Origin of the sequence: Deinococcus apachensis DSM 19763 (genome assembly GCF_000381345.1) — a bacterium.
Taxonomy (GTDB): domain Bacteria; phylum Deinococcota; class Deinococci; order Deinococcales; family Deinococcaceae; genus Deinococcus; species Deinococcus apachensis.
In genome coordinates this window covers 821,104-847,743 of record NZ_KB906398.1, presented here as the reverse complement: position 1 = coordinate 847,743, position 26,640 = coordinate 821,104, and the positions used below count along the sequence as shown (strand labels likewise).

General features: G+C 70.0%; 24 protein-coding genes. 16 read left to right on the top strand and 8 right to left on the bottom strand.

Annotated elements, in window-relative coordinates; translation table 11 throughout:
• Positions 1–23: 23 nt before the first annotated feature.
• From F784_RS0104290 to F784_RS0104280, 3 genes are all read left to right on the top strand, one after another.
• Positions 24–1,790, top strand: a complete 1,767-nt coding sequence (locus F784_RS0104290; RefSeq protein ID WP_019585471.1) for a V-type ATP synthase subunit A — start codon at positions 24–26, stop codon at positions 1,788–1,790.
• Entirely contained in the window at positions 1,787–3,199 is a 1,413-nt protein-coding gene (locus F784_RS0104285; RefSeq protein WP_019585470.1) for a V-type ATP synthase subunit B, read from the top strand. Before F784_RS0104290 ends, F784_RS0104285 begins: the two co-directional genes overlap by 4 nt.
• 89 nt (positions 3,200–3,288) lie before the next feature.
• A complete protein-coding gene (locus F784_RS0104280; protein ID WP_019585469.1) occupies positions 3,289–3,957 on the top strand; it encodes a V-type ATP synthase subunit D in 669 nt (222 codons plus the stop codon).
• Between the two features lie 42 nt (positions 3,958–3,999).
• Here the strand turns inward: F784_RS0104280 and F784_RS0104275 are convergent, their stop codons facing one another.
• From F784_RS0104275 to F784_RS0104260, 4 genes are all read right to left on the bottom strand, one after another.
• Positions 4,000–4,569, bottom strand: coding sequence for an HD domain-containing protein (locus tag F784_RS0104275; RefSeq protein ID WP_019585468.1), 570 nt, complete (start codon positions 4,567–4,569; stop codon positions 4,000–4,002).
• A 20-nt stretch (positions 4,570–4,589) separates the two neighbouring features.
• Entirely contained in the window at positions 4,590–4,817 is a 228-nt protein-coding gene (locus F784_RS22280; protein ID WP_019585467.1) for a hypothetical protein, read from the bottom strand.
• Positions 4,818–4,896: 79 nt separating this feature from the next.
• Positions 4,897–5,880: an NAD(P)H-dependent glycerol-3-phosphate dehydrogenase gene (locus tag F784_RS0104265; protein WP_245557753.1), complete on the bottom strand. Its 984-nt coding sequence runs from the start codon at positions 5,878–5,880 to the stop codon at positions 4,897–4,899.
• Positions 5,859–6,614, bottom strand: a complete 756-nt coding sequence (locus F784_RS0104260; RefSeq protein ID WP_019585465.1) for a class I SAM-dependent DNA methyltransferase — start codon at positions 6,612–6,614, stop codon at positions 5,859–5,861. Before F784_RS0104260 ends, F784_RS0104265 begins: the two co-directional genes overlap by 22 nt.
• A 162-nt stretch (positions 6,615–6,776) precedes the next feature.
• Between F784_RS0104260 and F784_RS0104255 the strand changes: the two genes are divergently transcribed.
• Complete coding sequence (locus tag F784_RS0104255) at positions 6,777–7,244, top strand: hypothetical protein (protein ID WP_019585464.1); 468 nt, start codon at positions 6,777–6,779, stop codon at positions 7,242–7,244.
• Positions 7,245–7,326: 82 nt separating this feature from the next.
• Here the strand turns inward: F784_RS0104255 and hisD are convergent, their stop codons facing one another.
• From hisD to F784_RS0104240, 3 genes are all read right to left on the bottom strand, one after another.
• Positions 7,327–8,706 carry a histidinol dehydrogenase gene (hisD, locus tag F784_RS0104250; protein WP_019585463.1) on the bottom strand — a complete coding sequence of 460 codons (1,380 nt, stop codon included), beginning with the start codon at positions 8,704–8,706 and terminating at the stop codon, positions 7,327–7,329.
• Positions 8,707–8,784: 78 nt separating this feature from the next.
• Positions 8,785–9,429: a hypothetical protein gene (locus F784_RS0104245; RefSeq protein WP_019585462.1), complete on the bottom strand. Its 645-nt coding sequence runs from the start codon at positions 9,427–9,429 to the stop codon at positions 8,785–8,787.
• Positions 9,426–10,592 (bottom strand): phosphopentomutase, encoded by a 1,167-nt coding sequence (locus F784_RS0104240; protein WP_019585461.1) that lies wholly within the window; start codon positions 10,590–10,592, stop codon positions 9,426–9,428. The genes F784_RS0104245 and F784_RS0104240 overlap by 4 nt, the downstream gene beginning before the upstream one ends.
• Before the next feature lie 141 nt (positions 10,593–10,733).
• Between F784_RS0104240 and lptB the strand changes: the two genes are divergently transcribed.
• Both lptB and F784_RS0104230 read left to right on the top strand, forming a co-directional pair.
• Entirely contained in the window at positions 10,734–11,504 is a 771-nt protein-coding gene (gene lptB / locus F784_RS0104235) for an LPS export ABC transporter ATP-binding protein (RefSeq protein ID WP_019585460.1), read from the top strand.
• A 13-nt stretch (positions 11,505–11,517) separates the two neighbouring features.
• Positions 11,518–13,374 (top strand): DUF3084 domain-containing protein, encoded by a 1,857-nt coding sequence (locus tag F784_RS0104230; protein ID WP_019585459.1) that lies wholly within the window; start codon positions 11,518–11,520, stop codon positions 13,372–13,374.
• A 6-nt stretch (positions 13,375–13,380) separates the two neighbouring features.
• Here F784_RS0104230 and F784_RS0104225 read toward each other — a convergent pair whose 3' ends face one another.
• Positions 13,381–13,656, bottom strand: coding sequence for a hypothetical protein (locus F784_RS0104225; RefSeq protein ID WP_019585458.1), 276 nt, complete (start codon positions 13,654–13,656; stop codon positions 13,381–13,383).
• Between the two features lie 171 nt (positions 13,657–13,827).
• Between F784_RS0104225 and galT the strand changes: the two genes are divergently transcribed.
• From galT to upp, 10 genes are all read left to right on the top strand, one after another.
• Positions 13,828–14,916 (top strand): galactose-1-phosphate uridylyltransferase, encoded by a 1,089-nt coding sequence (galT, locus tag F784_RS0104220; protein WP_019585457.1) that lies wholly within the window; start codon positions 13,828–13,830, stop codon positions 14,914–14,916.
• Positions 14,903–15,952: a galactokinase gene (galK, locus tag F784_RS0104215; protein ID WP_026332262.1), complete on the top strand. Its 1,050-nt coding sequence runs from the start codon at positions 14,903–14,905 to the stop codon at positions 15,950–15,952. Before galT ends, galK begins: the two co-directional genes overlap by 14 nt.
• A 495-nt stretch (positions 15,953–16,447) precedes the next feature.
• Positions 16,448–17,608, top strand: a complete 1,161-nt coding sequence (locus F784_RS0104210; RefSeq protein WP_019585455.1) for a glycosyltransferase family 1 protein — start codon at positions 16,448–16,450, stop codon at positions 17,606–17,608.
• A 260-nt stretch (positions 17,609–17,868) separates the two neighbouring features.
• On the top strand, positions 17,869–19,728 hold the full coding sequence (locus tag F784_RS0104205) for a glycoside hydrolase family 2 protein (RefSeq protein ID WP_019585454.1): 1,860 nt from the start codon (positions 17,869–17,871) through the stop codon (positions 19,726–19,728).
• A gap of 268 nt (positions 19,729–19,996) precedes the next feature.
• Positions 19,997–21,541 (top strand): RNA polymerase sigma factor RpoD, encoded by a 1,545-nt coding sequence (gene rpoD / locus F784_RS0104200; RefSeq protein WP_019585453.1) that lies wholly within the window; start codon positions 19,997–19,999, stop codon positions 21,539–21,541.
• A gap of 231 nt (positions 21,542–21,772) precedes the next feature.
• On the top strand, positions 21,773–23,239 hold the full coding sequence (locus tag F784_RS26760) for a DUF4129 domain-containing protein (RefSeq protein ID WP_019585452.1): 1,467 nt from the start codon (positions 21,773–21,775) through the stop codon (positions 23,237–23,239).
• Positions 23,236–24,225, top strand: coding sequence for an AAA family ATPase (locus F784_RS0104185; protein WP_019585451.1), 990 nt, complete (start codon positions 23,236–23,238; stop codon positions 24,223–24,225). Before F784_RS26760 ends, F784_RS0104185 begins: the two co-directional genes overlap by 4 nt.
• A gap of 62 nt (positions 24,226–24,287) precedes the next feature.
• Entirely contained in the window at positions 24,288–25,337 is a 1,050-nt protein-coding gene (locus F784_RS0104180; RefSeq protein WP_245557752.1) for a DUF58 domain-containing protein, read from the top strand.
• A 68-nt stretch (positions 25,338–25,405) separates the two neighbouring features.
• Entirely contained in the window at positions 25,406–25,675 is a 270-nt protein-coding gene (locus F784_RS0104175; protein WP_019585449.1) for a hypothetical protein, read from the top strand.
• A 221-nt stretch (positions 25,676–25,896) separates the two neighbouring features.
• On the top strand, positions 25,897–26,520 hold the full coding sequence (gene upp, locus F784_RS0104170) for a uracil phosphoribosyltransferase (protein WP_019585448.1): 624 nt from the start codon (positions 25,897–25,899) through the stop codon (positions 26,518–26,520).
• Positions 26,521–26,640: the final 120 nt, after the last annotated feature.

The following is a 26,640-nucleotide window of genomic DNA, read 5'->3' as shown; positions in this document are numbered from 1 at the left end:
CTTCCCCCTCTCAAGGAGACCAGATGACGCAGACGCAGAACAAGCAGGGCGTCGTGCAGAACATCGCCGGACCGGCCGTCATTGCGGGCGGCATGTACGGCGCAAAGATGTACGACATCGTGCGCGTGGGCAAGGAACGCCTCGTGGGCGAGATCATCCGCCTCGACGGCGACACCGCCTTCGTGCAGGTGTACGAGGACACCAGCGGCCTGACCGTCGGCGAGCCCGTGGAGACCACCGGCCTGCCGCTGTCCGTGGAACTCGGGCCGGGAATGCTCAACGGCATCTACGACGGCATTCAGCGCCCCCTCGACAAGATTCGTGAAGCGTCGGGCGACTTCATTGCGCGCGGCATCGAGGTGTCCAGCCTCGACCGAACCAAGCGCTGGAGCTTCACGCCGACTGTGCAGGTGGGCGACACCGTCACGGGCTCCTCGATCCTGGGCACCGTGCCAGAGTTCTCCTTCACCCACAAGATCCTGACGCCCCCCGAGGTGCAGGGCCGTCTGCGGATGGTCGTGCCCGCGGGTGAGTACACCATTGACGACACCATCGCGGAGCTGGAGGACGGCACCCCGCTGCGCCTCGCGCACTACTGGCCCGTCCGCGCGCCGCGCCCGGTGGCCCGCAAGCTCGACCCCAGCCTCCCGTTCCTCACGGGGATGCGGATTCTCGACGTGCTGTTCCCCCTGGTGATGGGCGGCGCGGCGGCGATCCCGGGGCCGTTCGGCTCGGGCAAGACCGTGACTCAGCAGTCGGTCGCCAAGTACGGCAACGCCGACATCGTGGTGTACGTGGGTTGCGGCGAGCGCGGCAACGAGATGACGGACGTGCTCGTGGAGTTCCCGGAACTGGAAGACCCCAAGACCGGCGGCCCGCTGATGCACCGCACCATCCTGATTGCCAACACCTCGAACATGCCGGTGGCGGCGCGTGAAGCGTCGGTGTACACCGGAGTCACGCTCGCCGAGTACTTCCGCGACCAGGGCTACTCGGTCTCGCTGATGGCCGACTCCACCAGCCGCTGGGCCGAGGCGCTGCGCGAGATTTCCTCTCGTCTGGAGGAGATGCCCGCGGAAGAAGGCTACCCGCCCTACCTGGGCGCCAAGCTCGCCGCGTTCTACGAGCGCGCGGGCGCGGTGAAGACCCTTGCGGGTGAGGACGGTGCGGTCTCCGTAATCGGCGCCGTGAGCCCGGCGGGCGGCGACATGTCCGAGCCCGTCACCCAGGCGACCCTGCGTATCACGGGCGCCTTCTGGCGTCTGGACGCGGGTCTGGCCCGCCGCCGTCACTTCCCGGCGATTAACTGGAACGGCAGCTACAGCCTCTTCACGCCCATCCTCGACCGCTGGTACCGTGAGAACGTCGGCCCCGACTTCCCGGAGCTGCGCCAGCGCATTGGCAACATCCTCCAGCAGGAGGCCAGCCTCCAGGAAGTCGTGCAGCTCGTCGGCCCCGACGCGCTTCAGGACCAGGAGCGGCTGGTGATCGAGGCGGGCCGCATGCTGCGCCAGGATTTCCTCCAGCAGAACGGCTTCGACCCGGTGGACGCCAGCGCCTCCATGCCCAAGAACTACGGCCTGATGAAGATGATGCTGAAGTTCTACGACGAGGCGGAGGCCGCCCTGCGGAACGGCGCCACCATCGACGAGATCATCCAGAACCCCGTGATCGAGAAGCTCTCCCGCGCCCGCTACGTGGCCGAGGGCGAGTTCATGGCCTACGGGGAGAGCGTGATGGACGAACTCGACACCACCTTCAAGCGCACCGCCCAAGGAGTGAGAGCGTGACCACCCTCCTGAAGAAGGAATACAACGACGTCGCGTACATCTCCGGGCCGCTGCTGTTCGTGAACGCGGCCAGCGACCTGGCCTACGGCGCCATCGTGAACATCCGCGACGGCTCCGGCCGCACGCGCGGCGGGCAGGTCATCTCGGTGTCCGACCAGAACGCCGTCATCCAGGTGTTCGAGGAGACCCGCGGCCTGGACCTCGCCACCGCCTCGGTGAGCCTGGTCGAGGACGTCGCCCGCCTGGGCGTGTCCAAGGAGATGATTGGCCGCCGCTTCGACGGTCTGGGCCGCCCCATCGACGGGCTGCCGCAGGTCGTCGCCGAGCAGCGCCTGAGCATCAACGGGCAGCCCATGAACCCGGCCGCTCGCGCCAAGCCCGAGGAGTTCATCCAGACGGGCATCTCGACCATCGACGTGCAGACGTCACTGATCCGCGGCCAGAAGCTCCCGATCTTCTCGGGCTCGGGTCTGCCGCACAACGAACTCGCCGCGCAGATCGCCCGCCAGGCGAAGGTGCCCGGCCACGAGGGCGACTTCGCGGTGGTGTTCGCCGCGATGGGCCTGACCCAGCGCGAGGTCAGCTTCTTCACCCAGGAGTTCGAGCGCACGGGCGCGCTGGCCCGCTCGGTGCTGTTCCTGAACCGCGCGGATGACCCCGCCGTCGAGCGTCTGCTGACGCCCCGCATGGCGCTGACGACCGCCGAGTACCTGGCGTTCGAGCACGGCTATCACGTCCTCGTGATCCTGACCGACCTCACGAACTACTGCGAGGCGCTGCGCGAGATCGGCGGTGCACGAGAGGAGATTCCCGGCCGCCGCGGCTTCCCCGGGTACATGTACACCGACCTGGCGTCGCTGTACGAGCGCGCGGGCGTGGTCCAGGGCAAGCCCGGCTCGGTCACCCAGGTGCCGATCCTCTCCATGCCCGACGACGACATCACCCACCCCATCCCCGACCTGACCGGCTACATCACCGAGGGCCAGATCGTGGTGGACCGTGGCCTGAACGCCAAGGGCGTGTTCCCGCCGATCAACCCCCTGCCCAGCCTCAGCCGCCTTCAGGGCAACGGCATCGGCAAGGGCAAGACGCGGGCCGACCACAAGAACGTGTCCGACCAGCTCTTCGCGGCGTACGCGAACGGCCTGGACCTCCGCAAGCTCGTCGCCATCACGGGTGAGGACGCGCTGACCGAGACCGACAAGCTGTACCTGCGCTTCGCCGACGATTTCGAGACGTACTTCATCGGCCAGGGCGGCCAGGACCGCTCCATCGAGGACAGCCTCACGGTGGCCTGGGGCATCCTCTCCAAGCTGCCCCAGAGCCAGCTCACCCGTTTGAGCCGCGACTCCATCGACAAGTTCTACGGAACGAAGCTCGACGAGATGTGGCGGGGGAACCGAATCTAACGGTCGGTGGGGAGTGGTAAGGTGTCGGGGGGAAGACCCCTGGCACCAAGCCACTTCCCACTCACCCCACCGACGAAGGAGGTGGACCCATGGCAGGACAGATCAGCCCCACCCGCTCGGCTCTCCTGGCGAGCAAGGCCAGCCTCAAGACCGCGACGGGCGGCGCCGACCTCCTCAAGCGCAAGCGTGACGCCCTGATCGGGGAGTTCTTTGCCCTGGTCAAGGACGCGCTGGCCGCCCGCGAGCAGCTCGGCGGCGTGAGCCGCGGCGCCTACACCAGCCTGTTCGGCGCGAAGGCGTGGGACAGCCCGGAGGCCGTCGAGAGCCTCAGCCTCGCGGCGAGCGGGGACTACGCCGTCGACATGCAGATCGAGAGCATCTACGGCGTGAAAGTGCCCCGCATCAACATCCCCGAGCGCGGGCAGCAGATCAACTTCAGCCCGATCACCGTGGGTGCCCGGACCATCCAGGCCGCGACCGACTTCGGCGGCGTGATGGAGGCCATCGTCAAGGTCGCCGCCACCGAGACGAAGCTGCGGCGCATCGGCGAGGAGATCAAGAAGACCTCCCGTCGCGTGAACGCGCTGGAGCAGGTCGTGATCCCCGGCATCCAGGACGACATCCGCTTCATCCGCGGCGTGCTCGACCAGCGCGAGCGCGAGGAGAGCTTCCGCCTGAAGAAGATCAAGGCGAAGCTGGAGCGCGACAAGGAAGAGCAGAACGCCCAGGCCGGGCAGCACGGCACCGCCGCCGACTGAACGCCGAAAGCCCCAAGACCGCCTCCTTGTGGGGCGGTTTTCTTATTGCAGCCGTTCGAGGGCAGAGGCGAGGTTGACCCGGGCTTGGGCCTCCAGCCCCGCGAACTCGGGAGTAGTGAAGATGCGCTCGCGGTCGAGGAAACTCTGGAGGACGCGTGCCCGTCCAGCCCGGTACGCCTCCTCGGGCACGAACGCGTATTCCTGGCGGATAGCGGAGTCGTAAGCAGCGAACATCCGGGAATCAGCACCCAGAATGCTCAGATCGGCGTCCACCAGCAGGGCCTCGTCCCGTGTCGTCGGAGGGGCATCGTGACGGGTGGCGAGGATGAGGCGGCGCACCTCCTCCCCCAGTTCTGGAGAAAGGTCCTGTTCCCGCAGCCACTCCCCGAATACCTTCGCGCTCCGCTCCTCGTTGTCGGACGCTCGCGGGTCGTACACGAGGTCGTGGCCCCAGGCGGCGAGGGCAAGCGCCGGGGTGAGCAGGCCGCGCGCGTCGAGGGCGTGGAGGACGGCCCGCACGTGGTCGGCATTGTGATAGGCGCGGTGGGGCTGGGCGTAGAAGGGGAGGGCGAACGCCTCGGCAGGGGCCAGCAGTTCTTCGCCCTGCTTCATCCCGGCGCCAGAAGGGGAAATTACAGTTCCGCCGAAGCGCTGGGGACCGCCGCCTTGCGCCTGCCGGACGCCCGGGGAGCAGGCGCGGCAGGTCGATGGTCGGGGTCAAGGCCGCACAGGATGTTGTAGGTGCGGCGGATATCGGCGGCGCGGGCCTCGACGTAGCCCTGGCCCATCTTGCCCTCGTAGGTGTTGTTCTGGGTCAGGTCGATGGCGAGTTGCAGGGCTCGAGTCTCGAAAGTGTCCATATTCACCCTTCGTATAGCAGCCGACCCTCAGGTGAGCGTCAGGGTTGCCCAGCCCTCTGGCCCGATCAACCTAGACTCCTTAGCCCTCCAGCTCCGGCTTGGCGTTCCGGCCCATCAGGCTGGCGATGCCCACGTCCGGGGTCCACTCGCCATTTGCCACCCGCGCCACCGCCCGCACGATGGGAAGGTCGTGCCCATGGGCGGTGGCCCAGACTTCAAGGAGGCCAGCGGTCCGCAGCCCTTCCACCACTTTCCCGCCCTGTGCTGGGTTCTCGCCCCGGGCGATGGCCTCGCCCGCCGCGCGGTTGCGGCTGTGGCGGCTGGTCGCGGTCGCCACGAGGTCGCCCAGCCCACTCAGGCCATACACGGTGTCCTCGTGGGCGCCCTGCGAAACCAGATAACGGCTCATCTCGCGCAGGCCCCGGGTGATCAGGGCCGCCTTGGCGTTGTCGCCCAGGCGCAGGCCGTCGCCCAGCCCCGCCGCGAGGGCCATGACGTTTTTGAGCACGCCGCCGAGTTCCACGCCGACCTCATCGCGGCTGGTGTAGACGCGCAGGGCAGGGGAGACGAGGGCAGTCTGGACCGTCTCGGCCAGCGCCGGGTCGGCACTCGCCACCACCGTCGCGGCGGGCAGGCCCCGGCCGACCTCCTCGGCGTGGTTGGGGCCACTTAGAACTGCAACCCGGGTGAAGCCCAGCGCCCGCGCCAGGTCAGTCAGCCGTCCCCCGTCGGGCGCGAGGCCCTTGGCGCACAGCACCACGCCGAGGTCGCGCGGCAGCTCGGCCAGCAGGTCCGGCACACCGACGCTGGGCACAACGACGAGCGCGAAGTCCGAGCCATCCACCGCCCGCCCCAGGTCCGGGGTCACCTCCACCCCATCCGGCAGCACGACGCCCGGCAGGTATTCGCGGTTCTCGCGCTCCTCGCTCAACCGGGCCGCGAAGTCGGGGCGCCGTGCCCAAAGCGTCGCCGGGTGACCCGCCCGCGTCGCCGCGACCGCCAGCGCCGTGCCCCAGCCCCCCGCGCCCAGCACCGGAACCTTCAGGCCCACGCGAACACCCACACCCGCGCCGTGTCCTCCGAAGGAGGCGCGTAATCCGGGTACTCCACGATCTCCCAGCGCGAGAACCCGGCCCCCGCAAGCAGCGGTTCGAGGTCCGCCGGGTCGTAGCCGCGCTCGCGGTGTTCCTCCACAAATTCGTCCAGCCCGCCCTCGCCGTCCTCCACCCGGCAGAAGGCCTGCACCACGCCGACCTCTTCGCCAGGGTCGTAGTGGTGCGACCAGTGGTAATGCACCTCGCGGCCATCCGGCAGATGAGCCAGTCCCTCGATGCTGCTCCCCTCCCACAGTTCCCGCACGCCCAGCCGGGTGTTGAGGTCGCAGGCGAGCAGGCCGCCAGGCCGCAGGTGCGCGTGCGCCCGTTCCAAAGCCGCCCCCAGCTCGCCCGGCGTCAGCAGGTTGTTCAGGCTGTCGAATACGCAGGTCACGAGGTCGAAGACTTCATTCAGGTCGAAGGTCCGCAGGTCACCCACGCTCAGGGCCACGTCGGCAGGCAGGCGTTCGCGCGCCACCTCCAGCATCTCGGCGCTGCCGTCCAGCCCGTGGACGCGCAGGCCCGACCCGTGCAGTTCGCGGGTAAACGCGCCGGTGCCACAGGCGAGGTCGAGCGCCGTCTCCGCCTCCAGCCCCCCGTCGCGGGCGTACGTCAGCACGAAGTCCGCCCAGTGGTCGTACTCCACGTCCGCCATGATCGCGTCGTAGACAGCGGCAAGGGCGGTGAAGGGAGGTTTTTGCATCGCCGCCACTATAGCCGCCCCCAGGAAATAAAGGCCGCGTCAGGTGTCCGCAGTCCCTGGTCCCCCGCATGAGCTTCCCGTGAGCCCAGCGGGAAGGGTTGCCGGGTTGCCCCCGCCCGCCACACTCGGTAGCGTGGGGCACATTCCCGAGGAGGTTTCGCCATGAAGAAGATTCTTGCTGTCGCCACGCTCGGTACCCTCGCCCTCAGCTCGTGCAGCATCTTCGGCACCCGCAGCGCCGCCGTCTCCGGACAGCTCAAGGGGTTCAGCCCCAACCAGAACCTCGGCCTGGCGGTGGTCGGGTACAACAACGGGCAGTACACCGCGAACGGGTCCGAGCCCCAGGTGATCGACAAGTTCCTGACGGGTGGGTACACCCTGGCCCTGCCCCGTAACGTGCCCTACGGCACCTACCGGGTGGTCGTGTTCCGCGACGCGAACAACAACGGCCGCTTCGACACGGGCGACGTGGTTCTCAGCCGCGACAACGGCAAGCTGCTGGTGTACGCCAGCCGCGACAACCAGTTCTTCCAGGGCACCAAGTACGGCTGGAACATCTACAACGGTACCTCCGACATCCAGACCGAGATTCTGAACAACTACGATCTGCAAGCTGTCGCCGGAGGGTAAACGGAGGGCAGGACAGGGGGAAGGCTAACGGGCCTTTCCCCCTTACCTGTTTCGACCATCGGGCCAGAGAAGCTCAGTTCCCCTACAGCTCGCGCTCCTCCGTTCCTTTCACCGCCTCCAGCGTCGCCTCCGGGTGGGCGTCGGGCACTGCGGATGTTAGGCGGGCCTCGATGGCGCGGGCGTGGGCTTCCAGCCCCTCGGCGCGGGCGAGGACGGCAGCGGGGGGACCGATGCGGCGCAGGGCGGCCCCGTTCACGCCCACCACAGAGATGATGTTCTGGAAGTCGCGGACGTTGACCGGGCTCATGAAGCGGGCGGTGCCGCCCGTCGGCATCACGTGGCTGGGACCCGCCACGTAGTCGCCCAGCGCCTCCATACTCGCCTCGCCCACGAAGACGCCGCCCGCCCGGCGCACCCGCCCCAGCAGGCTCCAGGGGTCGCGGGTAAGCAGGCACAGGTGCTCGGGGGCGTACAGGTTGGCGAGGTCGAGGGCTTCGTCCAGCGTGGCCGCGAGGACGATCTTCATCCGGGCGAGCACGCTGTCGCGCGCCCAGCTCCGGTTGGGCTCGGGCAGGGCCTCGAGCTGGCCGTCAATCTGGTTCTGCACCTCGACGAGCAGGTCGCGGCTGGTGCCGACCAGGACGGGTTCGGCTCCCAGGTGTTCCGCCTGGGCGAGCAGGTCGGCGGCCACGAAGCGCGGGTCGGCGCTGTCGTCGGCCACCACGAGTGTTTCGGTGGGTCCCGGCAGGCTCTCGATGCCCGTCTGTCCGTACACCATCCGCTTGGCGATCACCACGAAGAGGTTGCCCGGCCCGGCGATCTTGTCCACGGCGGGCACACTGGCCGTGCCATAGGCGAGCGCTCCGATGGCCTGCGCGCCCCCCACCCGGAACACCCGGTCAATCCCGACCTCCCGGGCCGCGACCAGGATCGCCGGGTTCACCGCCCCGTCCCGCGCGGGCGGCGTGGTGACAATAATTTCCGGCACGCCCGCCACCCGCGCCGGAACCGCCGTGTGGATGAGCGTGCTGATCAGAGGGGCGAGGCCACCGGGCACATACACCCCGACCCGGCCCAGCGGGCGGACAAGCTGGCCCAACGCCCCGTCTGGCCCGTGTTCCAGAAAGCCGTGGGCCGGTTGTTGCTCGTAAAAGGCCCCAACGCGGCTCACCGCGAGGCGGATGGCGTCGTGCAGTTCAGGTTCGACCCGCGCGGCCTCGATTTCCTCGCGGGGGACTTCCAGCGCGTGGATACGGGCGCCATCCAGCGTTTCGGTCCACCCCAGCAGTGCGTCGTCGCCCCGTGCCCTCACATCGGCGAGGATGCGCGTGACCACTTCCTCGGGCGTGAGGGGCTCGCCGAAGGTGGCCTCGATGCGGGCCAGGACGCTGTCGGGAACGGGAATTTCGGAAAAGGTTCGGGTCAGGGCCGCGCGGGCGGCGTCACCTTGCAGGACTTGCATGGGGGTCTCCGGGAAGCGGTCAGCTTGGGAAGAGGGCGGAAGTGCAAGGCAGCCTGCTGAACGCTGATGGCTGAACGCTCACGACGCCCGCCGCCGCCGCCGCTCGGGCTGCGGCTTGCGGGGCGGCTGGAGGGTGGCCTCGACCGGGCCGAAGTCGGTGGGCTGGATCAGGCGCAGCAGGCGGTGGGGGGGCTCCTGCTCGATATAGACGTAGGCGCCGCCGGGCCGCAGGAAATAGGCGTGGGCGGTCAGGCCGCCGACCTCCGTATCCGGCAGGCGCTGCACGAGGACGCGACCGCCCGTCAGCCGCGCGTCGGCCCGGTCCACGTTCTCCAGGGTCCGCAGCCACAGCAGCAGCGACACCGGGTCGTGATGGTCGGTGGTGAGCGGGGCGGTCGCCTCCTCCTTGCCCTGGCGCAGGGTGGTCAGGCCCGAGCGGCGGTCGAAGATCGTCTCGAAATTCGCCCGACCCCGCCCGTCGCCCTCGGCGTAGTGCAGGCTGGTGAGGGAGCGGGGGTGAAGGCGGCTGGTCTGCACCCGCCGCACCTCCGGCAGCACGCCGCCAAAGTCGGTCTGCACCCGCGCCACGACTGCGCCCCGTTCCGGGTGGATCGTCCACTCCTGGTTGCCCGCGTACCGCCCGCCCAGCGAGAGAGTGAGCGTAAAGGCCTCCGGCTGGGTGCGGAAGTCGGGCACGTCCGGCGCCCGGGGTTCGCCGTTCACTTCAGGGCGGTCCAGAAGCTCTCACCCGGCCCGGCCCAGCTTGCCCCCAGCGCCTCGGCGGCGGTCGCGCCCACATCGGCAAAGGTCGCGCGCTCCCCCAGGTCCACCGCTCCCGTCAACCCGGGGCGCCAGGCCAGCAGCAGCCCGTACTCGCGGGTGTGGTCGGTGCCGTGCCAGGTGGGGTCGTTCCCGTGGTCGCTGATGACGAGGAGCGCCCCGTTGCCAGGCACCGCCGCCAGCAACTCCGGCAGCGCCGCATCAAACTGCTTAAGCGCCGCGCTGTAGCCCTGCGGGTCGCGGCGGTGCCCGAACTTCGCGTCGAAGTCCACCAGATTGGTGAAGATCAGGCCGTTCCCCCCCTGCCGCATCCGCGCGAGCGTCTTGGCGATCCCGTCCGCGTTGTTGTCGGTGTGAATCTCCTCGGTGAAGCCCCGGTGCGCGTAAATGTCGGGGATCTTGCCGATGCCGACCACGCTCTGCCCCGCCGCCTTCAACGCGTCGAGCACGGTGGGCGGCGGCACGAGCGAGAAATCCCTGCGGTGCTCGTTCGCCCGCTCGAAGGGGTATTCGCCCCGGAAGGGCCGGGCGATCACCCGGGCAACGGCGTACTCACCTTGGAGGATTTCGCGCGCCGCCTGGCACCAGGCGTACAGCGTCTCCAGTGGCACCACGTCCTCGTGCGCCGCGATCTGGAACACGCTGTCGGCACTCGTGTACACGATGGGAAAGCCGGTGCGAAGGTGCTCCTCGCCGTAGTCGCGGATCACGTCCGTGCCGCTGTAGGGCTTATTGCACAGGTGCCCGCGCCCGGTCACCGCGTCGAAGCGGTCCATCACGGCGGGGGGAAAGCCGTCGGGGAAGACTTGGAAGGCGTGTTCCAGTTGCACGCCCATGAACTCCCAGTGGCCGGTGCTGGTGTCCTTGCCGGGGCTGACCTCACGCAGACGGCCAAAGGCCCCCTCCACCTCGCCCCCCGGGAAGATGTCGGGTGAGGTCCGTACGGTTGGCACCCGGCTCAGCCCCAGGCGGGTCAGATTGGGAAGGGGCACCGGGGCCGCCTCCAGTGTGTGGTTGAGGGTGTGCGCCCCCGCGTCGCCGAAACTGGCCGCGTCGGGGAGCGCCCCCACCCCCACAGAATCGAGCACGATGATGGTCAGCAGCATGGGGTCAGTGTAAGGCGGGGAGGGGCAGACCCATGGCTGGATCAGGGCCGGAGCCTGACCCGGACTGCGCCCTCCGGCCCGCCGACCCTTCGTTCCCACCCTCACGGCTGGGGCTGGCACCCCCGTGCTACGCTCGCTGACGTGACCGCCCCCGCCGCCTTCCCCACCGTCCCAGTCGTCACCGCGCGTCCCGAACTCACGGCACAGGGCCTTCGCAAGACGTACGGTCGGCGGCAGGTCGTGCGCGGGGTGGACTTCAGGGTGCGGCCGGGCGAGATCGTGGCGCTCTTCGGGCCGAACGGGGCGGGGAAGACGACCACCTTCTACATGCTGGTGGGCTTCATCCGCCCCGGCGGGGGCAGCATCTGCATCGGGGAGCGCGACGTGACCCGGCTCCCCATGCACGAGCGGGCGCGGCTGGGCCTGGGCTACCTGCCGCAGGAGCCCAGCGCCTTTCGCAAGCTGAGCGCCCGCGACAACCTGCTCGCCATTCTCGAATACCAGCATCTGCCCCGCGCCGAGCAGGAGGCCCGGGCCGATTCGCTGCTCGCCGAGTTCGGGCTGACGCATCTGGCGAACTCCTATGCCTACCAGCTCTCGGGCGGGGAGCGGCGGCGGCTGGAACTCGCCCGCGCGCTTACCACCGATCCCGACTACCTGCTGCTCGACGAGCCGTTTACAGGCGTGGACCCCAAGAGCATCCGCGAGATTCAGCGCCTGATCCGCGACCTGCGTGACCGCCGGGGAATCGGGGTCTTCATCACCGACCACAACGTGCGCGAGACCATCGCCCTGACCGACCGGGTGTACCTGATGTTCGACGGCGAGCTGAAGTTCCAGGGCACGCCGGACGAGTTCGCGGCCGACGAGGACGCCCGTCGCCACTACCTGGGCGACGACTTCGAGCTGTAAGGGGAGAAGGCTCGTGCTGTGGCTTTTTCTGCCCTTCGTGATCCTCCTCTCCGGGGTGGTCGCCTACGCCGCCGACACCATCGCCAAGAAGGTGGGCCGCAAACACCTGCGCTGGTTCGGGCTGCGGCCCAAGACGACGGCGCTCATCGTCGCCGTGCTCGCCGGAATGGGCATCAGCGCGGCGAGCCTGGCGGCCTTCCTGCTGCTGAACCGCTCGGCGGTGAACACCATTGCGCAGGCGGACCAGCTCCGGCCGCAGATCAACGCGCTGCGCGAGGAGGTCCGGGGAGTGCAGGGTGACCTCCGGGCCGCGCAGCGTGAGCGTGACACCGCCCGCCAGGAGGCCCAAGCGCTGCGCCGGGAGCGCGAGGCGGCGCAGGCGAGCCTCACGCAGGCGAACGCTCAGTTGCAGGCCGCGCGGGAGGGGCGAGCCGCGGCCCAGGCCCAGCGTGAGGCCGCCCAGGCGCAGGCACAGGCCCTCCAGACCCGCGTGACCGAACTGACCCGGCTGCGCGAGACGCTGGAGGCCCGCGCTGAACAGAGCCGCGCCCGCCTGGCCGCCAGCCGGGACCGCGCCCGGGAACTGGACGCCCGGGTGCAGACGCTCGGGAAGCAGGTGGAGACGCTGGACGCCCGCGCCGCCCAGGCGGAGGCCCAGGTCACCCAGGCCCAGACCCGGGCCCAGGTGGCCCAGACGCGCGCCGAGCAGGCCCAGGCCCGCGCGGCCAAGCTTGACACCCAGGTGCGCGCCTTAGAGGCATCCCGCCAGGGGATCGAGGCCGAGCGCAATCAGTTGGCGGGGGAACGCGACGTCGCCCGCAAGGCCCGCGACGCCGCCGTGGCCGCCGCCACCCACGCCGAGGCCCAGCGTCTCGCCGCCCAGAAGGAGCGGGACCGGCTAACCGCCGAGCGCGCCAGCCTGATCGCCGAGCGCGACGCCGCTGCTGGGGAACGGGACGCGGCCAACCAGGCCCGCGACGCCGCCATCCGGCAACGAGACACCGCCGCGCAGGCGCGTGACGCGGCAACGCAGGAGCGGGACGCCGTGGCCCAGCAGCGGGACGCCGCCACTCGCGCCCGCGACGCGGCCTTCCAAGCCCGCGACGCCGCCGCCCGGGAGCGCGCCGCCATTGCCGCCGAGCGCGACCGGATCAGGGCCGACCTGGCGACCCTGCGGTCCCAGCAGGCCGACCTGCGCGCCGCGAACGAGGCGCTGGCCCGCGACCTCGCCTCCACCCGTGCCAGTCTGGGCAAGCTCCAGGACGAGTATTCCAGCACCCGCAACGAACTCAGCGCCAGCCGCAGCGCGGACCTCGCCTTTCCGAAGAACGACCTGGTGTACGCCGGGGTCGTGCCCAGCGTGCGGAATCTTGACGGCTTCCTGCAAAACGCCGCTGCCGCCGCGAGCAATCGGGGCGCGAAGGGGAGTCCCGCCGCCCGGCTCAGCCCCTCTGCCCGCTCGGCCCTGGAAACCAAGCTGCGCGGCCTGAACGCGAGCACCTTCGTCCAATGCCGGGCGGCGAACAACACGGCTGTGGGCTTTCCGGTCGACCTGACCTGCGACGCCCGGCCCAACACTGTGCTGTACCGGGGCGGCCAGCCCATCCGCCGTGCCACCGTCACATTGGGCGGCGACACCCGCGCCCTCCAGGGCCAGATTCAGGACCTGGTGCAGGACGCGGTCGTGGATCTCACCACCCGGGGGGTGCCCGGGGAGTACATCACCAACCAGGGGCTCGACGTGAACGAGTTCGTGGACCTGATCACCCAGCTCAGCAGCCGCACGGGGCCCAGCGCCACCGTCGCCATCGCCGCCCGCGACGATGTGCGCCCCGGCGGCCGGGTGGACCTGTACGCGCAGCTCCCTTGAGCCCGGCTACCGGAAGTGGGCAGGGACCCGCTCATCCACGGTGGGCGGCGAGGCATACAGGCGCGCGTCCAGCCATAGGCCGACCGCGACCTGCGACAGCCCCAGCGTGCGCGTCACGTTTGGTCGCTCGGCGCACCACTCCATCAGTGGACGCACGCCCGGCAGGGGCATCCACCACAGCAGGCTGTGCCCCACTGGTCGCAGCACCGAGATCAGCCCGTCACCGATCAGGATGACGGCCAGGACTTCGAGGGCGCGCTTGGTCCACAGGCTTGACCTCATGCTTTCCTCCCGGCCCCAGTCTGCTCCGGGCAGGGCCCCGGGGGAACATCACTCCTCTTCAGAAAAGCCCCGGCCCCGCTCTCATGCCGCCGCCCGGCGCTGCCCCTTCCCGGCGAAACAGGCTATGCTGCCCCCCGAACGTGCCTAGCGGGAGGACAGAGACGGGTGACCATGCATAAATCGGAGTTTGTGAAACCGGACGGCCGGGCCCTGACGCTCTACGGGCGGGCCCCGGTCGAGGTCGAGAGTGAGATTCCCAGCCCCGACCCGCAGCCTGTGGTCGCGCGGCCCCAGATGCGCTGGCATCCGGTGCGCGGCGAGTGGGTGATGTACGCGGCGCACCGCCAGAACCGCACCTTCCTGCCCCCGCCCGAGTACAACCCGCTCGCACCCACCCACGACGAGGCGCACCCCACCGAGCTGCCCCGGGGCCGCTACGACATGGCGGTCTTCGACAACCGCTTTCCCAGCCTGATCCTCGACGCGCCCCAGCCCGACCCGGTGCCCGGCGTGCCCGTGCGGCCCGGCGTGGGCAAGTGCGAGGTCGTGGTGTTCAGCCAGGACCCGAACGGAACCCTGGGCGGCCTGCCGGTCGAGGAGGTGCGCCTGCTCCTCGACGTGTGGGCCGACCGGACGACCGAACTCGGCCGTGATCCCCGGCTCCAGTACGTGATGCCCTTCGAGAACCGCGGGGTGGAGGTCGGCGTCACGCTGCACCACCCGCACGGCCAGATCTACGCTTACAACCACCTGCCCCCAGTGCAGACCCGCGCCCTGGGGCAGATGCGGGCCTGGCGCGAGGAGCATGGCCGCCCCTGGCTTACGGACTTCATCCAAACCGAGCGCGAGGCCGGGCTGCGGCTCATCCGGGACGAGGGCGCGGCGCTCAGCGTGGTGCCGCCCTTCGCCCGCTTCACCTACGAGACCTGGGTGCTGCCCGGCCGCCCCGCCGCCTTCCTGTCGGACCTGGAGGACACGGAGCGGGACGCCTTCGCCGCCGTGCTCAAGGACGCCCTGATGCGGCTGGACGCGCTGTTCGGGGTGCGGATGCCCTATCTGCTGACGGTGCAGCAGGCGCCCGTGGACGGGGGAAGCTATCCCGAGTGGCCGCTGCGAATCGAGATTTCGCCGTACCTGCGCGCCCCGGGCCGAATGAAGTACCTCGCCGGAACCGAGCAGGGCGCGGGCGAGTTCGCCAACGACGCGCTGCCCGAGCAGAAGGCCGCCGAGCTGCGGGAGGTGTCCCTTGCCATCCTTTGAGGAAGTGTTCGGCCGCCCGCCGGAGGTCACGGCCCGGGCGCCGGGTCGGGTCAACCTGCTCGGCGAGCACACCGACTACCAGGGCGGCTTCGTGCTGCCGAGTGCGATTCCGCAGCAGACGACGGTGGCCCTGGCCCGTCGCGAGGGGGGAGTGCACCGCCTGTACTCCGACAATTTCGGCCAGACGATGGAGGTTCCGCTGGGCGAGAAGGGAACCGAGTTCGCGCCGTACGTGACGGGCTGCATCTCCGTGGCGGGGGTGCAAGGCGCGCTCGATGTGTGGATCACCTCCGACGTGCCCTCCGGGGGTTTGAGCAGCAGCGCCGCGCTGGAGATCGCTACCCTGCGAGCCCTGCGGGAAAGGTATAGTCTGGACCTCAGCGACGTGGACCTCGCCCTGCTGGGGCAGCGGGTCGAACATGAGTTCGTGGGCGTGATGAGCGGCATCATGGACCAGATGGCGAGCAGCCTCGCCGACGCGGAGCACATGCTGTTCCTGGACACCCGCACCCTGGAGCGGCGCAGGCTGCCCCTCCCCGCGGGCGGCGAAGTCCTCGTCCTGGACAGTGGCGTGCCCCGGCGCCTGGCTGAGAGCGGGTACAACGAGCGCCGTGCCCAGGTGGAGGAAGCCTCCCGCCTGCTCGGCGTGCGCGAGCTGCGGGACGTGACGGACGTGGCCGCCCTCGCGGACCTGCCCGACCTGCTCCTGCGCCGCGCCCGCCACGTCGTCTCGGAAAATGCCCGCGTCCTGGAGGCCCTGGACGCCCCCGCCCCCAGGTTCGGCGAGCTGATGAACGCCTCACACGCCAGCCTGCGGGGCGACTACGAGGTGACGGTGCCCGAGGTCGACCGGCTGGTGGCGCTCCTCCAGGCTCACCCCGCGACCTACGGCGCCCGGATGACGGGGGCGGGGTTCGGCGGGGCCGTGGTGGCGCTCGTGGAGGTCGGCTACGCTGGGGCTGTGGCCCGTGATGTCCTCGCCGAGTACGGCGGGGAGGGGCGGCAGGTCGTTCCCCGCCCCCAGGAGTCCATCTAGCGCCCCCTCCACCGAGGCAGCGTCAATCCCTGTTCCGCTCACCAACTGGTGGGAACAGGGAATTTTTCCATGTCTTCCGGACTCAGTTCGTTGGGGAGTCTGCAAAGCCCTACCACCTAAATCTCCTCACAAGAAATGAGAGTTTTCTTTAGGCGGCTTCAGCGCTTTCTCTGGGTAACGTCAGGGGAAGGAGGCTGCGGGTTCATGGGGCTGGGAAGCTCATGTACAGGGGCGTGCCTATACTGGTTCTCATGCGTTTCAACGGCTCCCAGAGGGATCTCCTGCTTCTGAAAGCCTCTCTGGGATTTCCGTAGCGTCACGGAAGTGGCCCGGCGTGAACGCGAGCCGGGGTGTGCCCGACTCTGAAACGGAACCTGTTGCCACAGAGGCCGGGTTCCGGCGACCCCGATCAATCACAGATGCGCTCAGCACATTCAGCCTCATACAGCCGTCCCGGTGCGGCTGATTCTCAATTCCATTTCAGGAGGAGCCCCCATGCTGAAGTCCCAGCCCGACATCGTCTGCCTCTCGCATCTGCGCTGGAAGTTCGTGTATCAGCGCCCCCAGCACCTGATGACCCGGGCGGCCCGTACCCGGCGCGTGTACTACCTGGAGGAACCGGTGGACGACGGCGCCCAGCCCTATCTGGAGGCGAGCACCGACGGGGGCGTGACTGTGCTGACGCCCCACATTCAGCCGGGGCTGTACGGTGACGCCGCCGAGGAGGTCACCGCCCGGCTGCTGCGTCCCTTTCTGGCGCGGGAGGGGGTGAGGCGGCCCCTGGCCTGGGTGTACACGCCCATGCGGCTGCCGCTCCTCGACGTGGTGCAGCCCGGGAGCGTGGTGTACGACTGCATGGACGAACTCGCCAACTTCCGCAGCGCCCCTCCCAAACTGCGCGAGCGCGAGCAGGAGTTGTTCCGGCAGGCGGACGTGGTGTTCACAGGCGGGCACCGGCTGTACGAGGCCAAACGGCGCCAGCACCCGAACGTCCACCCCTTCCCCTCCAGCGTCGACGTCAGCCACTTCGCCCAGGCGAGGGCCGGTCTGGAGGACCCCGCCGACCAGCGCGACCTGCCCCGGCCCCGCCTGGGCTTCTACGGCGTCATCGACGAGCGTTTCGATATCGAGCTGGTGGGCGAACTGGCCCGGCGTCGCCCAGAGTGGCAGTTCGTTTTGCTGGGGCCGGTGGTGAAGATTGACCCGGCGGAGTTGCCGCGCGGCGAGAACCTGCACTACCTGGGGATGAAGAGCTACACGGAGTTGCCGTCGTACCTGGCGCACTGGGACGTGGCGCTGCTGCCCTTTGCCTTGAACGAGGCGACCGAGTTCATCAGCCCGACCAAGACGCCTGAATACCTCGCGGCGGGCCTCCCGGTCGTCTCGACTCCCATTCGGGATGTGGTGCGGCCCTACGGGGAGCGCGGGGTGGTGAGCATCGCGCAGGGCACGGACGAGTTCGAGGCGTCGGTGCTGGCGGCACTCGGCCAGGACCAGACCGGGAGGCGGGACCGGGCGGACGCGCTGCTGGCGGGTATGTCGTGGGACCGCACCTGGGAGGAGATGGAGGCTCTGCTGCTCCGGGCGGAGGCGGGACCGGGCGCCCCCCGCAGCGTGGCGCGGGCCGGAACCTTCCCGGCGGGGGGCAGCGACTGAGCGGCGGGCCTCCAAAGCTGGCGCAGGACGAGCGTTCCGGGGAACTACCCCGGGGCGCTGTTTTTGGGCTTGTGCTCGTCGGGGAGAGGCCCGGGTTTCCCGTCCCTTGAGAAACATTCCCACCTCCACGCAAAAGGGGGAAAAAAGGTTGACCTCTCTGCCCGGTCAGGCTCCATACTGTCATGGCCCATTTGCGGGACCGCGAGTTGTGGCCGGGTGGCAGAGTGCCACCGCGGACCAGCCCGGCACAAGGAGAGGATTTGCGTTACTCCACCCACCCCACCCCGCTGCTGGAGCGCGAACACTGGCGCGACCTGGGCGGCCTGTGGCAGTTCTGTTACGACGACGAGGCGCGCTGGCGCCACCCCGGCGAGGTGATCTTCGACCGCCAGATTCTGGTGCCCTACGCCCCCGAGAGCCGGAAGAGCGGCATCGGGGACGAGGGCTTTCACCCGGTCGTGTGGTACAGCCTGACCGTGACGCTCACGCCCGAGGAACGCTCGGGCCGGCTGCTGCTGCACTTCGGCGCGGTGGATTACCGGGCGACCGTCTGGGCGAACGGCAGCGTGGTCGCGCAGCACGAGGGCGGGCACACCCCCTTCACCGCCGACATCACCAAGCAGGCCCAGGCGGGCGAGACCGTCGAGATCGTGGTCCGCGCCGAGGACGACCCCCAGGACCTCGCCAAGCCGCGCGGCAAGCAGGACTGGCAGCGCGAGCCGCACTCGATCTGGTATCCCCGCACCACCGGCATCTGGCAGACTGTCTGGCTGGAGCGCGTGCCCGAGACGTACCTGCGCCGGGTGCGCTGGTCGAGCAACATGCAGAGCTGGGAGATCGGGTTGAACGTCGAGGTCGCCGGGCCGCTGCCCCCCCACATGAGCGTGCGCGTGCGGCTCTACCGCGACGGGGAACTGCTGGCCGATGACCGCTACGCGGTGCGCCACACCGAGGTCTCCCGCCAGATCTCCCTGGCCGACCCGGGCATCGACGACTTCCGCAATGAGCTGCTCTGGAGCCCGGCCCATCCCCAACTGCTCGACGCCCAGGTCGACCTGCTGGTGGGCGACCGGGTGATCGACCGGGTGCGCTCCTACACTGCCATGCGCTACGTGGCGGTTCACGGCAACCGCTTCCTGCTCAACGGGCGCCCGTACTACCTGCGCATGGTGCTCGACCAGGGCTACTGGCCCGACAGCCTGATGACGGCCACCGACGACGAGCTGCGCCAGGACGTTGAACTCATCCGGCGGCTGGGCTTCAACGGGGCGCGCAAACACCAGAAGATCGAGAACCCCCGCTGGCTGTACTGGTGCGACGTGATGGGCGTGCTCGTCTGGGAGGAGATGCCCAGCCCCTACCGCTTCACCCCGCAGGCCGTCAAGCGCCTCACCCGCGAGTGGGAGGAGGTGCTGGAGCGCGACATCTCGCACCCCTGCATTGTGGCGTGGGTGCCCTTCAACGAGTCGTGGGGCGTGCCGGACCTGCCCACCAACCCCGCCCACCGCGACTACGTGCGGGCGCTGTACCACCTCACGAAGACCTTCGACTCCTCGCGCCCGGTGATCGGCAACGACGGCTGGGAGCATGTTGCCACCGACATCCTCACCATCCACGACTACGCCGACGACACCGAGGCGCTGCGGCGGCGCTACGGCACCATCGAGTCGACCCGGCTCTCGCTGGAGCAGCAGCAGCCCGCCGACCGGGCGATCACGCTGGGCGGCTTCGAGGTGATGGGGCAGCCGGTGGTGCTCTCCGAGTTCGGCGGCATCGCCTACATCCCCAACCACGAGAGCGGCTGGGGCTACAGCGAGTCGCAGAGCGAGGTGGACTTCCTTCAGGACTACGCGGCGCTGCTCGCGGCCATCCACGACTGCCACGGCCTCTCGGGTTTTTGCTACACCCAGCTCACCGACACCTTCCAGGAGAAGAACGGCCTGCTGTACGAGGATCGCCGCCCCAAGGCGGACATGCTCAAGCTCGCCAAGAGCACCCAGGGCAACCGCACCGCCCGCGAGATGACCATCGACCCGGTCCTGAACCCCTACGGCAACTCGCCGCGCTGGCTGAACCGGCAGCGGGAGCCGCTGGTGCTGGCGGAGACGGCGGAGGACTGAGGAAGTCCGGTGGAACCATGATCTAACCTGTTCCACCGGATTGAAGGGAGAAGGAACAAAAGGTTGCCGGGAAAGGATCGGACGAAAACTGGATGAGCGGCCGAGTGGGGGCAGGCGCCTCCCGGGAACCTGGCGGCCCCTCGCCGCGTATCTCTCTTTCCCCCAGGCTTCCCGATGGTGACCGGCATCTGAATGCCGTGGGGGGGTTTGCTAGACTGACGCGCCCCGGCCCCCTTCGCCGCCTTCCCCGCACGCCACAGGAGCACGCATGGCAGAACCCACCAAAGCACGGACCCGCAGCAAAGTCCCGGCCTCCAGCGCGGGTGTGACGGCCGACGGCCCCGCCGAGAGCCTCGTCAAGACGCCGACCTCCCGCGCCCCCGCCCTGCCCGCCGAAGAAGTCACTCCCCGGGAGGCGGCGCCCCGCAAGGCCACGGCGAAGTCGGCCTCGGCCAAGAAGGCGGCTGCATCGACCGACCCGGCCCCCGACACCGACGCGGGAGCCGAGGGCGCGCCCACCCCGTCCCGCAAGGCCTCCGCCAAGGCGGCGCCTGCGGGCAAACCGGCGGCCAAGGCCGGTCCCGCCGACAAGCCCTACTACGCGCACCCCAGCATTCAGGAACTCCTGAAGGCGGGCCGCGCGGCGGGCGTGCTCTCCAGCGAGGAGATCGCCGCCGCCCTCTCGGTCGCGCTGGAGGCGAACGGGTTGGACCCCGAGAGCGCCGAGGCCTTCGAGGACATGCAGCTCTACCTCGCTGCCCAGAACATTGAGGTGCAGGACCTCGACGACGAGGACGAGGACACCGACCTCGACGACGTCGAGGAGGGCGCGGCCCCCGGCGCGGCTGCCGAGGGCGACGAGGAGGAGAAGTACTTCGACGACATGCCGCGCGCGGTGTCCAACGACCCGGTGCGGCAGTACCTCCACGAGATCGGCCGGGTGCCGCTGCTCACCCTGGAGGAGGAGATCGCCCTCGCCCGCCGCATCGAGGAGGGCGAGGAGGCGCGCAAAACGCTGGAGGAGGAACCCGACCTCGAAGACCGGGCCCGCCGCCGCCTGATGCGCCAGATGGAGGACGGGGCCGCCGCCCGCCAGGGCCTGATCGAGGCGAACCTCCGCCTGGTCGTCTCCATCGCCAAGAAGTACACCGGGCGCGGGCTGGGCTTTCTCGACCTGATTCAGGAGGGCAACCAGGGCCTGATCCGCGCGGTCGAGAAGTTCGAGTACCGCCGCCGCTACAAGTTCTCGACCTACGCGACGTGGTGGATTCGCCAGGCGATCAACCGCGCCATCGCCGACCAGGCCCGCACCATCCGCATCCCGGTCCACATGGTCGAGACGATCAACAAGCTGACGCGCACCGCCCGCCAGCTTCAGCAGGAACTCTCGCGCGAGGCGACCTACGAGGAGATCGCCGAGGCGATGGGTCCCGGCTGGGACGCCAACAAGGTGGAAGAGGTCCAGAAGGTCTCCCAGGAGCCCGTCTCGCTGGAAACCCCCATCGGTGACGAGAAGGACTCCTTCTACGGCGACTTCATCCCCGACGAGAACCTCGACTCCCCGGTGGACAACGCCGCCAAGACGCTGCTCTCCGAGGAACTCGAAAAGGCCCTCTCCAAGCTCACCGAGCGCGAGGCGATGGTCCTTAAGTTCCGCAAGGGCCTGGTCGACGGCCGCGAACACACGCTCGAAGAGGTCGGCCAACGCTTCAACGTGACCCGCGAGCGTATTCGCCAGATCGAGAACAAGGCGCTGCGCAAGCTCAAGTACCACGAGAGCCGCACCCGCAAGCTGCGCGACTTCCTGGATTGAGTGTGGAGAACTTCCGGCCCCCGTCCCTGTGGCGGGGGTTTTTGCCATCCGGGCTTCGGTGGTGAGTGGGTGAACTGATGTCTGTCGCCCTGGGCAGCGCGAAGGGCCTCACCCAGGACGCGGGATGGAGCCGCTTTGCTGACGCTCAGCATGACCACTTCATGCAGGAAGACGCCCGCCAACCTGCGCCCCGCCCCTTCCCCCACTGCGCTAGGCTGGGGTAGAACTCCCGTGGCCCTGTCCCCAACTTCCCCGCGTCCCGCGCCCTTCTGGGCCGACCGCTCGCTGCTGCTGCTCGCCGCCCCGCTTGTCGGCGTGGCCTGGCTGCCGTGGTGGGCCATGCTGGGGCTGCCGGTGGCCCTGGCGCTGACCCGGCGGGGAGACGGGCCGCGGTCGGTGCGGGTGCCGCTGCTCCTGCTGGGGGCGGGCGTGGGTCTGGTGGGGTCGCTGCCGGGAATGCGGGGGCCGGAGGGGGCGGTGGCGTTCATCCAGGCGTTCGTGACGGTCATGGGCGGCACGGCGCTGGTGTACCTGGGCGTGTCGGCCCTGGAGGAGAGGCGGGTGGGCTGGGGCGCCGGGTGGCTCGCCGCGCTCCTCCTGCTGGGGGCGGTGGTGCCGGGGGGTGGTTCTGTCGTAGGGCTGGCCCTGGGTCTGCTCGCGCTGCTGCTGACCCTGCTGGGCGCGGCGGGCGTGGAGGAGCGGCCCCACCGGCGGCTGGCCGGGGGAGGAAAGGCCCTGCTGGGCACGGCGGGGGCGGCCCTGGCGGCGGCCCTGCTCCTCGCTCTGCTCGCGTTCGCGCTGCCGGGGAGTGGGACGGGCCGCCTCGGCCAACCAGGCAATTCACCCGCCGCCCCGGCCCAGGCGCAGGAGTCGCCCGCTGTGCCACCCCTGGCGCAGCCGCCCACTGCCCAGAGACAGGGCGAGGTGCGCCGGGTTCGCCCGGTTGGGAACCTGCCGGACCGCCTCCCCGGCGGCGACCTCGTGCTGTTGAGCGGCCTGCTGTTCTTCGCGGCGCTGGCCTTTGCGATGTGGCGGGCGCGGAGCCGCGAGCCCGGCGAGCCCTTCCGGTTCCAGTGGTGGGAGGTTGCGGCGGTGATGGGCGTGGGGTTGACGGCGGCGCTGTTGCTGGCGTTCAGCTTCGCCGCCCGTACCGGAGCGGGAGGAGACCTGGGGCCTGGGGCGTCGGCGGGGGCGGCGGGAACACTCGACACCCAGGCCCTCAGGGAGGTGAGCGACCCCCTTCAGCTCTTCTGGGAGCGGAGCCTCTGGGTCCTGAGCCTGCTTGCCTTCCTGGTGTTCACCGGGCTGGCGGCGGCGCTGTTCTGGCTGGGGCTGCGCTTTCGACCGGACCCGGCCGAGGCGGAGCCCGAGGAGACCCTCCCCTCCACCCCATACCCCGGCGAGGAGGAGGCGCTGCACCGCGTGCGGCTCGCCTACCGTGCGGCCCTCACCTCGCTCGCGGCCGTGGGCCTGGGGCGGGGCGAGGCGGAAACGCCCGCCGAACACGCGGGCCGGGTAACCGGGGTGAGACCCGCGCTGGCCGGGCCGCTGGGCACCCTCGTCGCCGCCTACGCCCCGGTGCGCTATGGGGGCCGGGTGACCGAGGACGACGCGGACGCCGCCGAGCGGGCCGCGCGTGAAGTGACGCACCTCACGGCGCAGACGGACAGAAAAGACACGGAAAGCGAGACGACATGACGAACGGAAGACGAACGGGGGAGCTGGCAGGCGTCCAGGCCTACGCGGGCCGGGTGCTGGAGAACGTCGCGCGGGTGCTGGTCGGCAAGGAGGACGTGACGCGGCTCGCGCTGGCGGGCATTCTGGCGGGCGGGCACCTGCTGCTGGAGGACGCCCCCGGCACCGGCAAGACGATGTTGGCCCGCGCGCTCGCCGCCAGCCTGGGCCTGGGGTTCCGGCGGGTGCAGTTCACGCCCGACCTGCTGCCCAGCGACGTGACGGGCGTCAGCGTGTACCGCCCCGCAACCGGTGAGTTCGAGTTCGTCCCCGGGCCGATCTTCACCGGCCTGCTCCTCGCCGACGAGATCAACCGCGCCACCCCCAAGACCCAGTCGGCGCTGCTGGAGGCGATGGGCGAGGGCCAGGTTACCGAGGCGGGCGTCACGCACGTCCTCCCGCCGCCCTTCGTGGTGGTCGCCACCCAGAACCCCATCGAGCATGAGGGCACCTACCGATTGCCGGAGGCGCAGCTCGACCGCTTCCTCCTCAAGCTCTCGGTGGGCTACCCCACGCCCGAGGAGGAGGTGCGGATGCTCGCCCGGCTCCAGGGGGCGCACCCCATCGACACGCTCGGCGCGGTCGCCACGCCCGACGATTTGCTGTCGGCCCGGGCGGCGGTGCGCGAGGTGCGGGTCTCCGACGACCTGCGGCGGTACATCGCGGCGCTCAGCGCCCGGACCCGCGCCCACCCGCAGGTCGCCCTGGGAGGGGGGCCGCGCGCCAGCCTCGCCTTGCAGGGGGTGGCGCAGGCCCTTGCGGCACTCGCGGGCCGGAGCTTCGTGCTGCCCGACGACGTGAAGGCCGCCGCACCCGGAGTCCTCGCCCACCGCCTCAGCCTGCGGATCGAGGCGCGGCTGGCCGGAACTCGCCCCGAGGAGATTGTCGCGGACGTGCTGCGGCACGAGCCGGTGCCCGCCGAGCCCCTCCCCACCGGAGCCGCCCCCTGAACCTGCCCGCGCTGCTCCTCGTCCTGGCGGCGCTGCTGCTCACGGTCCTTGCCGCGTTCCTGGTGTCACGCCGTCCACCCCGGGTGACGCTGACCCGCGAGTTTCCGCCCCAGGGTTTCGAGGGGGACCAGCTCCCTTACCGGGTGCGGGTTGAGGTCGAGTCCCGCTGGCCGCTGCGCGTGCTCGTCGAGGACCCCACGCCCCTGACGGTCGTGGCGGGGGAACAGGTGGCCCTGGGCGGGCTGACCCTGGGCCGCAGCGTGACCGAGCGGCGCACGACCCTCACCCTCAACCGCCGGGGCGAGTACGCCTGGGCGGGCGGGGCGCTGCGCTGGGCCGATCCGCTGGGGCTCTTCTGGCACTCCGCCCCGCTGCGGGTTGCCGCCCGGCTGGAGGTCTATCCCGGCACGCACGGCCTGGTTCTCCCCGATCTGCTGCGCCCGTTGCTGAGCGAGGGCAACCTCTCGCGCACGCTGGGGCTGGAAGACCCCATCAGTCTGCGCGGGGCGCGGCCCTACCTGCCGGGCGACCCGCCGGGGCGCGTCCACTGGCGCCTCTCGGCCCGCACGGGCAGCCTGACGGTGCGCGAACTCGACCGCACCGCCGCGAGCAGCGTGACCGTCTTTCTCGACCTGAACGGCAGCGAGGTGTTCGTGGACAGCGTGGTGCGCTTGGCGAGCAGCCTAATTCAGGAGGCCCTGGCACTCGACCTGCCCGCCTGCGTCACCACCACGGCGGGGGCCACGCCCACCGGCCGCACCCCGGAGACGTTGCGCGCGGCCCTGCGCCTCCTCGCCCGGGCCACCCCCGACTTCACCCCGCCTCTCATCCCCCCGACCCGGGCGGGGGGCAACCTCATCGTGCTGACGCAGCGGGCTGGTCACGCCCTCGTCGAGCAGGCCATGCGCGCTCGCGCCACCGCGAGCCGCGTCGTCATCGTCGCCGTCCCCGAGGGCTTTTACCTGGAGCCCGGCGAGACGCCCCGCCGCCAGTGGGTCGAGGCGCCCGACACGGTGCGCGACCTGGAGCGCCGGGCCGGGATTCTGGCCGAGGCGGGTGTGCTCGTCTTCGTGCTGCGCGGCAACCAGAGCGTGCTGCGGCTGGGCGCCTGAAACCTTAAAGGGACGCTCACGCCGCCCCCCGGAAGCCCCTGCTAGCGTGGAGTCACAGGAGGGTTTCCATGACCGACCGCGACGACACCCGGAATGTCCCGTCCGAGACCATCAAGACCGAGGACGAGATCAGCAACGTGGACCTGCAATTTATGGGCAAGACCAACGAGCGCCGCGACGCCCTCAAGGACGCCCACGCCGAGGCGAGGATCGCCGACGAGTTTCAGGACCTCGGCCTGGACAAGCAGGACGTGGCGTCGGACGGCAGCATGATCACCAGCGACCCGGCCAGCACGAACCCCGGGGAAGAGACCTCGCAGGACACCAGCCGGGACTGAGTTGCCGGGCGAGGGTCGGTGGGGCGGGTGCCCTGCCGATCCTCCTTTGTGGTTGAGCAAATAAGGCCGCCGTGCCGTCGGCAGCACCGGGGTGGAGGGAGGCGAAGCGTCTTGCACCAGGGAAACGCCCTGTGGTTCAGCAGATATGGAGCATTCTGAGCGGGCCACCACGCTCCCCTCCGCTCCCAGCTACTGGCCCGTCCGCCGGGTATGGTGGGAGCATGGTCACGGCCGTCACCCATCCCCTGGTCCAGCACAAGGTCTCTCTGATGCGCGATGTCCATACCGGTGTCAAGGAGTTCCGCGAACTCGCCGCCGAGGTCTCCATGCTCCTCGCCTACGAGGCGATGCGCGACCTGGACCTGAGCCCCACCCACCTCACCACGCCAATTCAGGAGGGGGACTTCCCCATGCTGAGCGGGAAGAAACTCGCGCTCGTCGCCATCCTGCGCGCGGGGCTGGTGATGACGGACGGCATCCTGAATCTGGTGCCCGCCGCCAAGGTGGGGCATATCGGGCTGTACCGCGACCCCCAGACGCTCCAGCCGGTCGCCTACTACAACAAGCTCCCCGCTGACATCGCCGAGCGCCGGGTCTTTCTCACCGACCCCATGCTCGCCACGGGCGGGAGCGCCAGCGCCGCCATCGCGTTCCTGAAGGCGGCGGGCGCCCAGACCATCAAGCTGATGTGCATCCTCGCCGCCCCCGAGGGTATCGCCGTGATCGAGCGCGATCACCCGGATGTGGAGATCGTGGTCGCCGCCGTGGACGAGCGCCTGAACGACCACGGGTACATCGTGCCGGGGCTGGGGGACGCGGGAGACCGGATTTACGGAACGAAGTAGGGGAGGGGAATAGTCCTCTCCCCTTGCGGGAGAGGGCCGGGGTGAGGGGGCGTGTCACCGGCGCAACCCGCTGTCCCCACGAGAGGGCCAGGACATCCCGACTGGCCTCCGGATGCCCGG